The organism is Streptomyces sp. NBC_00224, assembly GCF_041435195.1.
Taxonomy (GTDB): Bacteria; Actinomycetota; Actinomycetes; order Streptomycetales; family Streptomycetaceae; genus Streptomyces.
In genome coordinates this window covers 1,145,836-1,159,890 of the sequence record NZ_CP108106.1, presented here as the reverse complement: position 1 = coordinate 1,159,890, position 14,055 = coordinate 1,145,836, and the positions used below count along the sequence as shown (strand labels likewise).

The 14,055-nt window shown below is 71.1% G+C and carries 11 protein-coding genes and 1 pseudogene; 4 read left to right on the top strand and 8 right to left on the bottom strand.

Going from position 1 to position 14,055, the window contains the following annotated elements:
- The first annotated feature begins 49 nt into the window (after positions 1 to 49).
- On the top strand, positions 50 to 292 hold the full coding sequence (locus tag OG965_RS05025) for a chaplin (RefSeq protein WP_371649523.1): 243 nt from the start codon (positions 50 to 52) through the stop codon (positions 290 to 292).
- A gap of 153 nt (positions 293 to 445) precedes the next feature.
- Positions 446 to 853: a VOC family protein gene (locus tag OG965_RS05020; RefSeq protein WP_371649521.1), complete on the top strand. Its 408-nt coding sequence runs from the start codon at positions 446 to 448 to the stop codon at positions 851 to 853.
- A 97-nt stretch (positions 854 to 950) separates the two neighbouring features.
- On the opposite strand, the gene ccrA is transcribed toward OG965_RS05020, so the two are convergent.
- From ccrA to OG965_RS04985, 7 genes are all read right to left on the bottom strand, one after another.
- Positions 951 to 2,177 carry a crotonyl-CoA carboxylase/reductase gene (gene ccrA / locus OG965_RS05015; RefSeq protein WP_371649519.1) on the bottom strand — a complete coding sequence of 409 codons (1,227 nt, stop codon included), beginning with the start codon at positions 2,175 to 2,177 and terminating at the stop codon, positions 951 to 953.
- 76 nt (positions 2,178 to 2,253) lie between these two features.
- Complete coding sequence (locus tag OG965_RS05010) at positions 2,254 to 6,285, bottom strand: type I polyketide synthase (protein ID WP_371649517.1); 4,032 nt, start codon at positions 6,283 to 6,285, stop codon at positions 2,254 to 2,256.
- A gap of 185 nt (positions 6,286 to 6,470) precedes the next feature.
- Positions 6,471 to 7,217, bottom strand: a complete 747-nt coding sequence (locus OG965_RS05005) for a hypothetical protein (protein WP_371649515.1) — start codon at positions 7,215 to 7,217, stop codon at positions 6,471 to 6,473.
- A 404-nt stretch (positions 7,218 to 7,621) separates the two neighbouring features.
- On the bottom strand, positions 7,622 to 8,422 hold the full coding sequence (locus tag OG965_RS05000; protein ID WP_371649513.1) for a cyclase family protein: 801 nt from the start codon (positions 8,420 to 8,422) through the stop codon (positions 7,622 to 7,624).
- Between the two features lie 6 nt (positions 8,423 to 8,428).
- Positions 8,429 to 10,006 (bottom strand): AMP-binding protein, encoded by a 1,578-nt coding sequence (locus OG965_RS04995; RefSeq protein ID WP_371649512.1) that lies wholly within the window; start codon positions 10,004 to 10,006, stop codon positions 8,429 to 8,431.
- Positions 10,003 to 11,247 carry a thiolase family protein gene (locus OG965_RS04990; RefSeq protein WP_371649510.1) on the bottom strand — a complete coding sequence of 415 codons (1,245 nt, stop codon included), beginning with the start codon at positions 11,245 to 11,247 and terminating at the stop codon, positions 10,003 to 10,005. Before OG965_RS04990 ends, OG965_RS04995 begins: the two co-directional genes overlap by 4 nt.
- On the bottom strand, positions 11,244 to 12,284 hold the full coding sequence (locus tag OG965_RS04985) for a fumarylacetoacetate hydrolase family protein (protein WP_371649508.1): 1,041 nt from the start codon (positions 12,282 to 12,284) through the stop codon (positions 11,244 to 11,246). Before OG965_RS04985 ends, OG965_RS04990 begins: the two co-directional genes overlap by 4 nt.
- Before the next feature lie 219 nt (positions 12,285 to 12,503).
- Between OG965_RS04985 and OG965_RS04980 the strand changes: the two genes are divergently transcribed.
- Positions 12,504 to 13,097 carry a TetR/AcrR family transcriptional regulator gene (locus OG965_RS04980; protein ID WP_371649506.1) on the top strand — a complete coding sequence of 198 codons (594 nt, stop codon included), beginning with the start codon at positions 12,504 to 12,506 and terminating at the stop codon, positions 13,095 to 13,097.
- Between the two features lie 16 nt (positions 13,098 to 13,113).
- Positions 13,114 to 13,503 (top strand): annotated as a pseudogene (locus OG965_RS04975) (restriction endonuclease); the annotation flags it as partial.
- A 56-nt stretch (positions 13,504 to 13,559) separates the two neighbouring features.
- Here the strand turns inward: OG965_RS04975 and OG965_RS04970 are convergent.
- A complete protein-coding gene (locus OG965_RS04970; RefSeq protein ID WP_371649504.1) occupies positions 13,560 to 14,030 on the bottom strand; it encodes a DUF3592 domain-containing protein in 471 nt (156 codons plus the stop codon).
- Between the last annotated feature and the right edge of the window lie 25 nt (positions 14,031 to 14,055).

Genomic DNA, 14,055 nt, shown 5'->3' with positions numbered 1-14,055 from the left:
GGCTCGCCGTTGTGGCACATCACGACGTTCCGTCGATCTGGGGAGAGACATGCGTATTTGTATCCGGACAGCTTTCGCCGCTACCACCCTGGCCGTGGTGGCAGCCTTCGCGGGCGCAGGCGTCGCCGTGGCCGACGCCCACGCCGAAGGGCATGCCAGCCATTCTCCCGGCTTCCTCTCGGGCAACGTGATCCAGGTGCCCATCCACATTCCGGTGAACGTCTGCGGCAACTCCATCAACATCATCGGTCTGCTCAACCCGGCCGGCGGTTCCAAGTGCACCAACAAGTGACCAGCCGCTGAGGCGAGGCCGTGGCGCATCTGACGACGTCAGGTGCGCCACGGCCTTCGCTGTGTCGGGGGCGGTATGCGGGCGGGCGTGTGCCGGTCGTCCGCTGCCGAAGTAGGACCGGATCTGTCCCAATTCCCGGCTACCGTACGGGTCATGAGTTCCGCACACACCTCCGCGCGGCCGTTCCGCTTCGCCGCCGTCACCTTCGACTGCCTCGACCCCGCCGAGCTGGCCCGATTCTACGGCGAGGCGCTCGGTCTGCCCATCGTCTACTCGACCGACGACTTCGTCCTGCTCGGCCAGGACGGCGCAGCCGGTCTGGGGTTCAACCGGCTGGCCGACTACCGCCGTCCCACCTGGCCGGACCCCGCCCAGGAGAAGCAGGCCCACATACAGGAGAAGCAGGCTCACATAGAAGTGGGCGTCGACGACCTGGACACGGCCGAGGCCGAGCTGCTCGGCCTCGGTGCCGTCAAGCCCGAAGGGCAGCCGCAACCCGACCGCTGGCGGGTCCTGCTGGACCCCGCGGGCCACCCGTTCTGCATCACCACGCTGGTCTGAGCACATCCCGCGAACCGATGCGCCACTGTGCGGCGGTGACAGCTTCTTCGGCCGTCACCGCCGCACAGTCGGCCCGCTCGGCACATCCGCCGTACGGTCAGCCGCTCACCGCGTTCACGCGGACGGCCATGTTGCCCGACGGGTGCTTGTTCTCGTACATCAGCTGGTGCGCGAGGCCGGTCTCCTCGAAGTCGCCGGTCCAGGAAAGACACGGGTCGAGCTTCTTGCTCGCGGCGAGCTCGATGACCTGGCGGCACTGCCGGATGTTCGCGAAGTGCGAGCCCTGGAGCCGCTTCTGGCGCATCCACAGGAAGCGCAGATCCACATCGCCGTTGTAGCCGCTGGTGCCGCCGCAGATGACCACCATGCCCGCCGTGTCGCACACGTACATCGAGGTGGGAATGGTGTTCTGGCCGCTGTGCTCCAGCACGATCTTCGGCGCCCGGCGCTCGCCGAGGATGTCCCAGAACTTGGTGCCGAAGGCACGGGCGCCCTTGACCCACTTGGCCATGGCCGCGTCGTCCGTGGTGTCCGGCAGCCGACCCCAGTGGTCGAAGTCGTTGCGGTTGATGAACCCTTCCGCGCCGAGGTCGAGACAGTGCTTGCCGCGCTCCTCGTCGGAGACCACGGCGATGGGGACACCGCCCCGGATGCGGGTGATCTGGATCGCCATCGAGCCGAGGCCGCCCGCGCCGCCCCAGATGAGCACCGGGTCCCCGGGCTCCACCGTGTGCGGGGCCCAGCCGCACAGCTGCCGGTAGGCGGTCGCGCCCGTCAGGAGGAAGCAGGCGGCCTCCTCCCAGGAGAGGTTGGCCGGCTTGGGGTGGCACTGGTAGTCGTCGACGAGCGCGTACTGCGCGAAGGAGCCGTAGTTCGTCTCATAGCCCCAGGCGTTCTGGGTGACCGAGGTCATCGGGTCGGCGCCCAGGCGGATGTCGTGGGCGGTCTCGTCCCAGGTGCAGCCCGAGAGCATCACCTCGTCGCCCACCTTCACGGAGGTGACGCCGTCACCCACCGCCCAGACGATGCCGGACCCCTCGGAGCCGCCGATGTGGAAGTCCTCGGGCTCGCCGCGCTTCTGCCGCCCGGCGATGACGTCGTACGGGTAGCCCAGGGAGGCCCAGACGTTGTTGTAGTTGATGCCCGCCGCCATCACATAGACGAGGACCTGGCCGCGCCCGACGCGCGGTACGTCCACGACCTCCATGGCGAAGCCCTGCTCCGGCGGTCCGTAGCGGTCCGGGCGGATGACCGACGCGTGCATACGCGCGGGCACCTCGCCCAACGGGGGCATCTGGCCGATGTCGTACAGGTCCTTGCTCAACTCTTCCTCCACCTTGTGGTGCTGCTGCTTTGTGGTTCGGTCCGGCCGCGGGCGCCGACTGGCGGGCGCCGGCCGGTCAACCGGCGATCTCCGCTTCGAGCTCCCGGGCCAGGGAGGCGGTCGTGGTCTCGCGCACCAGCCGGGTCATGGGCAGGGCGACGCCCAGCTCCTTCTCCAACCGCTTGCGCAGCTCGGTCGCCATCAGCGAGTCCATGCCGAGCTGGCTGAAGCGCTTGTTCACGTCGAGCCTGGCGACGCGCATCTTGAGCACCGCGGCGACGTGCGCGGCCACGCGGTCGACGACCGGGCGGTCGGCGGCCGGGGCGTCCTCGACCACCCCGTTCGCGGCGGGCCGCGCCACAGCCGCGGCGCTCACCGCGATGGCCGGTGCGGGAGTGGGTGCGGCCGCGGGCCGCGCGACGGGCGCGCTTGTACGGGCGGGGGCGGCGACCGATTCCGACGGACTCGCCGTACCGCCGGCCCCCTGCGAGATCCGCAGGCTGCCGCGCAGCTCGACGACGAAGCCGCTGGACGGGTCGGTCAGCCGCAGCTCGCCGGTCAGTTCGATACCGCCGTCCACGCTCCGGCCGGTGACCGCGCCATGCTCGTGGACGGGCTCGGGCTCGGTGCTCACGATCTCGTCCTCCGCGCTGACATCACCACCGACTCCGGCTTCCGTACCGCCGCCCTGCCTGCGCATCCGCATCCGCCTGGCCTCGACCACGACGTTCTCGGCCTCGTCCAGGAGGGCCATGTCCAGGAAGAGCAGCCCGTCGGGGGTGACTTCCGAGATCCAGCACTTGCTCCACATCACGTCCGTCTGGGGCCCGAGGACGGTGACGTGGCCGACGTGCTCGGTGAGGTACGACATGTCCGGCAGCAGCGTCAGGGCGGGCTGGGCGGCCGCGGCCAGCAGGGCCGGGTGCACCGGGTGGTCGGGGTGCGGCGCCAGCGTTGCGGGGCGGCGCAACCGGCCTACGACCTCGCCCTGCCCGAGCCAGAGCTCGTCCACGACCTGGTAGAGCTCCTTGGCCCCGGCCATCCGTGCGTAGAAGGCCGCCCCGTCCAGGCGCTGCGGGCAGCGCTCCAGCGTGCGGGCGAGGGGCTCGTGCACGGCGGCCGCGAGGCCGGGCGCCACGGTCGCCGTGCCGGAGGCGTGCTCGCTCTCCCGGCCGTCCTGCTCCCCGGTGACCGAGAAGCTCCAACTGCCGTCCGTCTCCCTGGGGGTGAGGGTGACGCGGAGCACGGGGGTGGACCCGGAGTGCACCGCGAGGGCGTCCTTGACGGTCACGTCCGTGAGCAGCAGCGCGTCGGTGCGCGCGCTCCTGACGGCCGCGACCCGGACGGCTTCGGCGAACGCCGGGCCGTGCAGCAGGGCGGGGCCGTGCGCCGGGGCGTCCGCGAGAAAGGGGGAGTCCGGCGAGTCCAGGGGGAACGCATGGGACTGGGGGAGGGCCTCCAGGTCCTCCACCCAGTAGCTCTCGCGCTGCCAGGGGTACGTCGGCAGGGGGACGAGGCGTCCGCCACTGTAGAGGCCGTTCCAGTCGATGCGGGCGCCGCTCTCGTACACCTTGCCGAGGTGGGTCAGCAGGGTCTGGCGGTCCGGTTCGTCGCGGATGAGGGAGCCGACGGCGGTGCCGGGCAGGGCCGCCTCGTCGAGGGAGTCCTGCACGGCGCTCGACAGGATGGGGTGCGGGCTGATCTCGATGAACACGGTCTCGGCGGCGAGGGCGGTGCTGAGCACGGCCTCGTGGAAGTGGACGCGTCCGCGGATGTTGCGGGTCCAGTACGAGGCGTCGAGCCCGCTCCCGTCCTCCAGCTCTCCGGTGACGGTGGAGCGCATCGGTATGCGGCCGGCCCTGGGTGCTATCTCACGTAATTCCGCGCCGAGTTCATCGAGGAGCGGGTCCATCTGGGCGCAGTGCGAGGCGGCTTCGGCCTTCATGACGCGGCAGAACACGTCGCGGGCGTCCAGTTCGGCCTTGATCTTCTCGATGCCCTCGATCTCACCTGCGAGCACCGTGGTGCGCGGGCCGTTGCTGGCGGCGACCGAGACGTTGACCGCAAGCTCGGCGATGAGCTGTTCGGCGTCGGCGGCGGGGAGCGCGGCCACGGACATGGTGCCGCGACCGGCGACGCGGTCGCGGATCAGCCGCGCGCGGCGGCAGACCACGGCCGCCGCGTCGGCCAGGCTCAGGGAGCCCGCGACGCAGGCGGCCGCCGATTCGCCCATGCTGTGCCCGATGACCACGTCCGGCTCGACGCCCCAGGCCCGCCACGTCTCGGCGAGTGAGACCTGGACCGCCCAGAGCACCGGGTGCACGATGGCGACGGTCTCGCCCACCAGGTCGCTGCCGTCGGTGAGCCGGTCGATGACCGACCAGCCGGTCTCGGCGCGTACGACGTCGTCGCAGCGGATCAGTGACGCGCTGAACGCCGTTGAGGTGTCCATGAGTTCACGGGCCATGCCGATCCACTGGGAGCCGTGGCCGGAGAAGACGAACGCGACCTGCGGGCGGCCCGCGTAGGGCCTGGCGCCGTCGTCGGCCAGTGCGTCGCGCAGCCGCTCGGCCAGTGCGTCGTGGCTGTCGCCGACGACGGAGACGCGGCAGTCGTGGTGCGCGCGGCGGGTCGCGGCGGTGTGGCAGATGTCCGCGAGCGCGGCGCCGCGCCCGGCTCCACCGGGGGAGAGGTGGTGGGCCATGTCCTGCAGCCGCTGCCGCAGGGCTACGGGTGAGGCGGCGGAGAGGGGGAGGATGTGCGGGGTGCCGGTCTCCGTGGCGGTGGGTGTGTGGATTCCGGCGCCGTCGGAGGCGGCTTCGGTTTTCGTCTCGGCTTCGGTGAGCACGAGGTGGACGTTCGTGCCGGAGACGCCGAATCCGCTCACCCCGGCGGTGAGCGGCCGCCCCTCCGCTTCGAGGGGTATGGCCGCGCGGTGCGGGATGTCGAGGCCCGTGGCGTCCCAGTCGATCGCCGGGGTGCGCTCGGTGACGTGGAGGCTGCGCGGGGCGGTGCGGTGCTGGAGGGTCAGTACGGTCTTGATCAGCCCGAGCACACCCGCCGCGGAGCCGGTGTGACCGATGTTGCTCTTCACGGAGCCGACGAGCAGCGGCCGGCCCTTGTCGCGCCCGCCCAGGACGGAGGCGATGGCGCCGAGTTCGACCGGGTCGCCCGCGCGGGTGCCGGTGCCGTGGGTCTCGATGTAGTCGACGTCGGACACGGGGATCCGGGCGTGCTCGTAGGCGAGTTGCAGCATCTGCCGCTGGCCGCTGAGCGCGGGGTTGATCATCGTGTCGCTGCCCGCGCCGTCGTTGTTCATCCCCCAGCCGCGGATGACCGCGCGGATCGGATCGCCGTCGGCGACGGCACGGTCGAGCGGCTTGAGCAGGACCACGCCCACGCCCTCGCTGAAGACGAAGCCGTCGGCGGAGGCGTCGCCGAAGCGGCAGTCGGTCCCGAACACGCCCGCGTCCACGAAGCCGTGGTTCTCGGTGTTGGCCAGCAGCAGCTGCGAGCCGCCTGCGATGGCGAGCGTGGACTCGCCCGCCCGCAGGCTCTGGCAGGCGAGGGCGATGGCGGTCAGCGAGGAGGAGCAGGCGGTGTCCACGGAGAGCCCGGGTCCGGTGATGCCGAGGGCGAAGGAGACCCGGCCGGTCGTGGTGGAGCGGGAGCCGGCGCCGAGCGAGGCGTGGATGTCGGGGAAGTCGACGCTCTGCTGGAGGTCCCAGTAGTGGACGTTGGTCGTGCCCACGTAGACGCCGGTGCGGGTGCCCGCGAGCCGCGCGGGGTCCAGGCCCGCGTCCTCCAGGGCCTCCCAGACGGTCTCCATGAAGAGCCGCTGCTGCGGGTCCATGCCCACCGCTTCCCGCGGCGAGATCCCGAAGTGCTCCGCGTCGAAGCGGTCCACGTCCTTCAGGAGCCCCGACCGGACGCGCGCTCCGGGAATCTCGTACGGCCGCCCGAACCTGGTCGTCGGGACGTCGTCGACCGAGCAGACCTCGTCCATCAGGAGCTGCCAGAAAGCGTCCGGACCGTCGGCGCCGGGAACCCGGCAGGCCATTCCGACGATCGCGATCGGTGCGGGCCGCACCGGGGTTTCTTCACCCATGGTGTACGTGACTTCCTTAACTCGGGAAGGCCGCGCGGCAGTCGGCTGCGCGGGCTCGACTCCGAGTCTCGCCAGAGGTGCGGCAATGTTCAACGGCAGGTCAGCAAATTGCCATTCGCTGCGGGGATTTCATGTTCCGCTGACAGGTTGCTGCCTACACATGTAGTCCTTGACACGCCTCTGACTTACGGCTGTAACAACCCCATGTTGGATGCATGGACCCCGGCCTGAAATCGTGAGCGCGCCCCGAGGAGCCGCATGATGTCGGCGACTCTCCTGCGATAGGTCCGCACGGACATGTCGAGTTCCCGGGCGGCCGCCTCGTCCGTGCAGCCGTCGCCGAGCAGTTGCAGGATCCGGGTCCCGGAGTCTCCGTTGAGGCATTCCTGGAGCTGTTGGTACGTCACCAGCGGGGCGGCCCGGTGCCACGCGGTCATCATGATGTCGTGGAGGGCCTTGACCACGCCGGGGGCCCGGATGACGGAAGCCTCGGCGCCGGCGGTGACCACACCGGGCGAGCGCACCAGCGCCACCTGCCCGTCCACCACCACGGCGGCGTGCCGCACATCGGCGGCCAGCCGGACCTCGACGCGCTCGGTGAGCCCGCCGAGCCGCGCCAGCCGGTGGTCCGCGGCCACTTCCGGGGCCGCGAGGATCTGCACCCGGGCCCCGCCCGGGCGCCGTGCGGCCAGGCCCCGTAACGCCGTGTCCGCCACCGGCAACGCGTCGCGGGAATGCGGCACGAGCATGTTCACCGAGAACTCCGCGCGCTCCACCAGGGTGTCCAGTGTGGTGGCCGCGACACTTCTGTCGCCGATGACTGCGAGAGTCGAATCCTCAAGTGCGCGGATCTGTACGTCGTTGACGACGGATTCGATCAGCGGCCGAATCTGCGACAGCACTTCATCGCAAAGGGAGTTGGGATTGCTCATGCACGCCTCATCGAGTTGCTGTATCGCTGTGGAAAGGCAGCTGCGCGCAACCGTCGAGGGTGTGACAGAAAAGCCGGGCAGTGATGCGCGGAGCCCACTATTTCGTGCCCTTGAAACTCACGCCTTTCTGCATTCACTACCCTAACGATGAGTAACGCTACAGTTCGTAGCGGAACATCGTCAACGCGTCACCGGTACCGGAGAGTTGACATCCGGCCAGGTGACCGGCACCACATTCGGCCCCGCGGGCCCGGTAATTCCCGGCTGCCGGTGAGTGGCGGGCTCCCATGGCGTCGTGCGAGACGGTTCGAATGTGACGCTTTTTGCGTGGTCCGGAAATCCAGCGGGTCAGCCGGTACGGAAAAGCGGCCGTGCGGAGTGCGGTCCGCACGGCCGCGGTCGCCCTACTCGGGGAGGAAGGCGACGGCCCGGGTGGGTGAGGCACTCGTACCGGTGAGCTTGAGCGGGAAGAAGCCGACCATGAAACCGGTCGGGGGGAGCGCGCCCAGGTTCACCAGCTGCTGGACGATCAGCGCTTCCTTGTCCTGGATCGCGTAGTGGCCGTCCCAGATGTGCCCGGCGTCACCTGTCTCCTGGAACGCCTGGCGCATCCTCGGGATCGGACGGTCCCAGCCGATCGCGTCCGTGCCCAGGATCGTCGCTCCCCTGCCGGTGAGATAGCGGGTGCCGGCGCCCGACATACCGGGGTAGTCGAAGTACTGCGGCTCGCCCAGGCGGTAGCGCTCCTGCCCGGTACGGATCAGGATCGCGTCGCCGTCCTGGATGTCCCGGCCGTTGGCCTTCACAGCCTGCTCCAGCGCCTCGACGGGGATGGCCTCGCCCGGTCTGACCCAGGGGCGCACGTCGAGCACCATGCCCGGGCGGTACAGCTCGTCGAGTGTGATGTCGCTGATGGTGCGGGAGGGGCGGCCCTCGCACAGGCGCCCGCTGTGCAGCGGCGCGTCCACGTGCGTACCGCAGTGCGTGCTGATCTCGTGCATGACCTCGCCCGCCGGTCCCTCACGGGCCGGGAGGTCGTCGGGGTCGCAGCCGAAGGACGCGACCATGAACTCGCGGCCCCAGGCGTCATGGGTGTGATAGTCGATCTTGGGCGCGATCACCAGCGCCAGATCGGGCATGTCGGGTGGTACGAGGTCGAGGTCGTGGGGGTCGAGGGGGGAGGTCAGGTCGACGATGCGGCTCATCTCAGCTCAGCCTCTTCCGTGTTCGGTGTCCGGGGATCCGGCGATCAGTGCCCTGAGTTCGGTCTTGAGCACCTTTCCGTAGGAGTTCTTGGGCAGCGCGGCCATGAAGCGGAAGTCGCGCGGCCGCTTGAATCGTGCGATGTGCGCGAGACAGTGGCGGTCGAGCTCGTCGGCCGTCGCCGTACGTCCGGGGGCGAGGACCACGAAGGCGGCGGGCAGTTCACCCCATTCGGGGTCGGGAGCCCCCACCACGGCGGTTTCGGCGACCGCGGGATGGCGCAGGAGGGCTTCCTCCACCTCGCGCGGATAGATGTTGGAGCCCCCGGCGATGATCAGGTCCTTGGCGCGGTCGACGAGGGTGAGGAAACCGTCCGCGTCGAACCGTCCGAGGTCGCCGGTGTGCAGCCAACCGTCGCGCAGCGTACGGGCGGTGGCCTCCGGGTTGTTCCAGTAGCCCGCCATCACGGTCGCGCCCCGGACGATCACCTCGCCGTTGGTCCCGGGCGGCAGCTCCCGCCCCGCCGCGTCCACCACCCGTACCTCGACGCCGGTGCGCGCGCGGCCGACGCTCGCCAGCCGGCGCCCGAGCGCCTCGGCGTCGTCTCCCCGGTGGTCCCCGGGCCGCAGATGGGTGATCGTGGCGGGGGACTCGCCCTGGCCGTACCCTTGCCACAGCCGCTGGGGCCCGAAGCGGGCGATGACCTGCCGCAGGTCCTCGGCGTACATCGGAGCGCCACCGTAGAGGATGTGGTGGACCTGACCGACCAGTTCGTCCGGCAGCAACGCGGGGTCGAGCAGTCGGCGCAGCATGGTCGGCACCGCGAAGAACACCGCGGGACCGAAGGCGCGCAGCGACTCGCCCAGGCTCCGCGCGTCCACCGGACCGCCCCGCGGGAACACCTGGGGACGGGAGCGGGCGACGGCCGCCAGGCCGAAGAGGCCGCCCGCGTGGGACAGCGGCGCGAGGTGAAGCAGAGCCGCGTCCAGGCCCGGGCCGATGTCGGCGAGCGCGCTCCCGGTCGCCGCCATGACATTGCGGTGGGTGAGCGTCGCGCCCTTGGGCTGGCCGGTGGTACCGCTCGTGTAGAACAGCCACGCCGGATCGTCGGGGCGCACGGACGCCGGAGGCCCGGACGCCTCATCCGGCGCCGTACGCGCCAGCTCGGCGGCCTCGGTCAACGCCGCGCTCCCCAGGCCCTGTTCGCGCAGTGAACCGGCCAGCTCGTCCGTGGCGACGCACAGCCGGGCCGCGCAGTCCTCGATCTGCTGGGCGAACTCCTTGGGGTGCAGGCGCGCGTTCATGGGCGTCGCCACCAGCCCGGCCCACCAGACGCCGAACAGGATCTCCGGATAGTACGGAGTGTTGCGCATCGCCAGTGCGACCCGGTCGCCGGGACGCAGACCGTACTCGCGCACCAGCGCGGCCCCGATCGCCCGTGCACGCTCGGCGAGCCGGCGATAGTTGCGCAGTACGGTCGCACCCTCGCACACCGCGGGGGCGTCCGGGGTCGCGGCGGCCGCCCGGTGCAGCAGGTCCGCGATGTTCGCCGGGCCATTGGACGTCGGTTCCACGGTCTGGTTCACGGCAGCCTCCCCACCCCTGACGGGGCCTCCAGGACGACGACCGCGGCGGCCGCCTCCTCGAAGCCCAGGAATCCGCCGCCGTTCTCGGCGAGACCGATCCGGGCGCCGGGCACCTGGCGCGCACCGGCCTCGCCGCGCAACTGCGTGGTGAGCTCCGCGATCTGCCCGATCCCGGTGGCCCCGACGGGATGGCCGTTGCACTCCAGACCGCCCGAGGTGTTGACCGGGAGGCGGCCGCCGAGTGCCGTCTCGCCGCGCTCGGCCGCGAGCGCGCCCTCACCGGGACCGACCAGCCGGAGGGCTTCCAACTGGAGCACTTCACCGATCGCCGTCGCGTCGTGGACCTCGGCGAGCGAGACGTCGGCGGGCCCGAGCCCCGCGCGCTCATAGGCGGTGGCCGAGGCGCGGCGGGTGATCTGCCGTTCCTCGTCGTCCAGGGCCCGGCCCGAGCCGGAGGTGACCACGCTCGCCCGGATCCCCACGGCGCGCAGAACGCCGATCCGGCGCGCCGCCGCCGCCGAGCAGACCAGGGCCGCTGCCGCGCCGTCGCCGATCGGCGCGCACATGGGGAGCGTCAGCGGCGCCGCGATCTCGCGTGCGGCCAGCACGTCGTCGACCGTGAGCGGGGTGCGGAGGGCGGCATCGCGGTTGAGGGAGCCGTGCCGCCGGTTCTTGGCGGTGACGGCGGCGAGCCGACGGGCGGTGCACTCGGGGAAGCGGCGCCGGTAGTGGGCGGCGAGCGCCGCGTAGACGTCCATGAACACCGAACGCCGTCCGGGCGGTGCGGTCTCGGCCCCCGCGGCGTCCCGCAGCGCCTTGAGCTCGGCCTCCCAGCGGGCGACGTCCAGTCCGCCGTGGAAGGCCTCGGTGGTGCGCGTCTCGTCGGCGCCGTACATCTTCTCGGCGCCGAGCGCGAGGGCGACGTCCATCTCCCCGGCCCGTACGGCGGTGGCGGCCAGGTGGAAGGCCGTGGCACCACTGGCGCAGGCGTTCTCGACGTTGAAGACCGGCACCCCTTCGAGGGCGGTGCCGCGCAAGGCGACCTGACCCCGTATCAAATGCTGTGCCTCCAGCGCCCCTTGGGTGGCGTTGGCGAAGAACACCCCGTCGACCACCGAGGATCCGGCCGCGGCGTCGGCCAGACACAGCGCGAGAGCCTCGCGGGCCAGCGCGCCGACACCGAGCTCGGGGAACCTGCCGTACGGGGTGCGGCCCACGGCGAGGACGTACGCGTCGGTCATGAGTCGTTCGAGGGGAGCGCGGGCACGCGGACGGTGTTGCGCAGGACGCCGATCCCCTCGACCTCCAGCTCGACCACGTCCCCGTCCTTGAGCGACCGTGCCAGGTCGAACCCGGTGCCGGAGGGGACCGTTCCGGAGCCGATGACGTCGCCCGGGTGCACCGCCCGGTCCCGGCTGAGGTGCACGATCGCGTCCTCGAAGCTGTGGTGCATGCCGTTGGTGCCGCCGCGCGACCACTCCTGGCCGTTGACCCGGGCGGTCATCGTCAGCGCGTACGGGTCGGTGAGCTCGTCGCGGGTGACGATGCACGGCCCGAGCGTGTTGGAACCGGCGAAGTCCTTGCCCTCGCAGGGGCCCACGCCCGCCGGCATCAGCAGCATCTGGAGGTCGCGGGCGCTCCAGTCGTTGAACACGGTGTAGCCGAAGATGTGCTCGCGCGCCGCGCCGGGCTTCACCTCGCGGCCGGTCCGGCCCACCACGGCGGCGAACTCCAGCTCGAAGTCGAGCTCCTTCGCCCCGGTGGGTGCGGTGATCACGTCCTCGGGCCCGCTCACCGAGAGGTGGTCGGCCGTGTAGTACATGACCCGCTCGCGGAAGAGCGGGTTCAGGTCGAACCGGCCACTGGCCATGAGCCGTTGGAACTCGGCGTCGGGATCCTCGGCCCCGGCCGAGGAGCGCCGGGCCAGCTCGCGCAGCCCCGACTCCAGATGGGCGATGAACAGCCCGCAGTCGCGCAGCCGGGCCGGGCGCGGCAGGGGCGCCCGCAGAGCGATGTCCTCCGCGGCCAACAGGGCCTGACCGGGCCGGAGTTCACACAGATCCTGGGCCCGGCGCAGCCCCTCGTCACCGGACTCGATCAGGGCGAGCATGGAGCCGAAGGCCGCTTCTCCGGGAGCGGCGGCGGCGAGGCTGAGGACGGTCGAGTCCCCGTCGAGCAGCACCCCGACGGACTCCAGGCTCAGTTGCTCCTTGCTCAGTTGTTGCTTCTGCTCCTTCTGTTCCGTCTGGTTCTTCCTCACGAACGTGACCAGGCGCATGACGTCTCCCATCGTGCGGTCGGTGGTTCGGAACGTGTACGGCGAGAACGCGATCGGCGGGGCGAGTCACCCGCGAATACTGGACAGCGGTCCAATCGTTGGACGGCTGACACAGGCCGTCAAGACTTCGCACATGATCGGTGTCCGGCGGGGGTGTTGGGTGGAGTGCCCGGGCCGAGGGTCTGGGGAGGCCGCGCCCCTTGTGGAACAATCCGCCGCATGACCGGTCGTCGTGAGGAGTCCGCGCGGGAGAGCCGCCGCCGTCTGCTTCGGGCGGCGACGGAACTGGTGGCCGAGGCCGGCCCGAGGGCCGCGTCCGTACAGGCGGTCGCCGACCGGGCGGGCATCAGCCGGGGCTCGGTCGCCTGGCACTTCGGCTCGAAGGACGGCCTGATCGTCGAAGTGATCGAACTCGCCTTCCGTACGGCCGAGGAGGAGTACGGCCGACGGCTGCCGCACTCCGGCCCGCTGTCGTTCGACGCCCTCGTGGACGCGCATCTAGCTGTGGTCGACGCCCCGTGCGGCCGCGTGTTCGCGACGGTCCTGCCGGAGGTCCTACGGGACGAGGGCCCCCTGCGGGACGCCTACGTCGAGGGGTACGAACGCACGCGGCAGGTGTGGATCGGCTACCTGGAGCGCATCATCCAGGACACCCCCGGGCTCCCCGACGCGAAGAGCCTGGCCTCGATCGTCTTCGGCACCGGCATAGGCCTGCACACGCTGCACAACCTCGACGGCCTGGTGGACCGCGAGGCGGCGTTCGCGGCGCTGAAGCAGCTGTTCGGGTTGGCTGCGGGGGCTGGGCGGGGATGACGCGGAAACAGTCCCGCAGTACGTCGCCGAACTGTGCAGGCGCGACGGCTGCACCAAGGTGAGGGTCGTCGGCGGCGCCGGGGACCTGGCCGCCGACATCCTCGGCTGCCTGCCCGACGGCCGCCGCCTGGCCGTGCAGGTCAAGCACTATGCCCCGCACCGAAAAGTCCCCAGCGGCGACATGCAGAAGTTCGTCGGCATGGCCTTCGCCGAACACAAGGCAGACGTTGCCTTGTTCGTGGCCACCTGCGAATACAGCAGGGACGCCGGCCAGCTCGCCCTCAAGCACAACATCACGGCCCTCAACCGCGACCTGTTCGGCTCCTGGAACAGCGGTGCGCCCCTCAACTCGCTCCTGCCCCTCAGCGGGGCGGGCGCAGGCCCCGGGCGCCGCCGGACCCCGCGCTGGCGCGAGACCGCTTCGCGTGGGGCCGCGTACCGGACACCGCGGGAGCCGCCGCGTCAGTTCGTGCCCATGAACGCCGCCACGCCGAAGCCGATGGCGGCGAAGAACAGCCCCATGCAGGTCAGGATCACCATCACCCCGCTGAAGAGGCAGGTGACGACTCCCACGCCGGGCGTGGCCTCCGCCGCCACCGCCCGCTCGGGACGCTCCGGCAGGTACCGCACCGGCACGGCGTCCCCCGCCACATACGGCTGCCGGGCGACGACTTCGGCCCGTACGTCCCGGCCGTCGCCGGTCCGGAACGCCACGATCAGGCGCCGCTGACTGGAGCTCGGTCCGTTGGGGGAGTGGTGGTGCACCACGTACGCCTCCAGGCAGCGCGCCTCCGCCACCTGCCCCTCGTGGAAGACCCGCTTGTACTCGGAGCTCTTACGGGCGCCCAGGACGAGCATTCCGATCCCGAAGGCGGCGAAGAGGAGTCCGATCGAGCCGAACACCACCCCGAACGCCCCGCCGACAGCGAACATGCTTCATCCCCTTGCTGACCCGACC

Excerpts from the sequence above, each read along its gene's own strand:
- OG965_RS05025 (WP_371649523.1), top strand. The coding sequence starts at position 50 with ATGCGTATTTGTATCCGGACAGCTTTCGCCGCTACCACCCTGGCCGTG.
- OG965_RS05020 (WP_371649521.1), top strand. The coding sequence starts at position 446 with ATGAGTTCCGCACACACCTCCGCGCGGCCGTTCCGCTTCGCCGCCGTC.
- OG965_RS05010 (WP_371649517.1), bottom strand. The coding sequence starts at position 6,285 with ATGGGTGAAGAAACCCCGGTGCGGCCCGCACCGATCGCGATCGTCGGA.
- OG965_RS05005 (WP_371649515.1), bottom strand. The coding sequence starts at position 7,217 with ATGAGCAATCCCAACTCCCTTTGCGATGAAGTGCTGTCGCAGATTCGG.
- OG965_RS05000 (WP_371649513.1), bottom strand. The coding sequence starts at position 8,422 with ATGAGCCGCATCGTCGACCTGACCTCCCCCCTCGACCCCCACGACCTC.
- OG965_RS04990 (WP_371649510.1), bottom strand. The coding sequence starts at position 11,247 with ATGACCGACGCGTACGTCCTCGCCGTGGGCCGCACCCCGTACGGCAGG.
- OG965_RS04985 (WP_371649508.1), bottom strand. The coding sequence starts at position 12,284 with ATGCGCCTGGTCACGTTCGTGAGGAAGAACCAGACGGAACAGAAGGAG.
- OG965_RS04980 (WP_371649506.1), top strand. The coding sequence starts at position 12,504 with ATGACCGGTCGTCGTGAGGAGTCCGCGCGGGAGAGCCGCCGCCGTCTG.
- OG965_RS04970 (WP_371649504.1), bottom strand. The coding sequence starts at position 14,030 with ATGTTCGCTGTCGGCGGGGCGTTCGGGGTGGTGTTCGGCTCGATCGGA.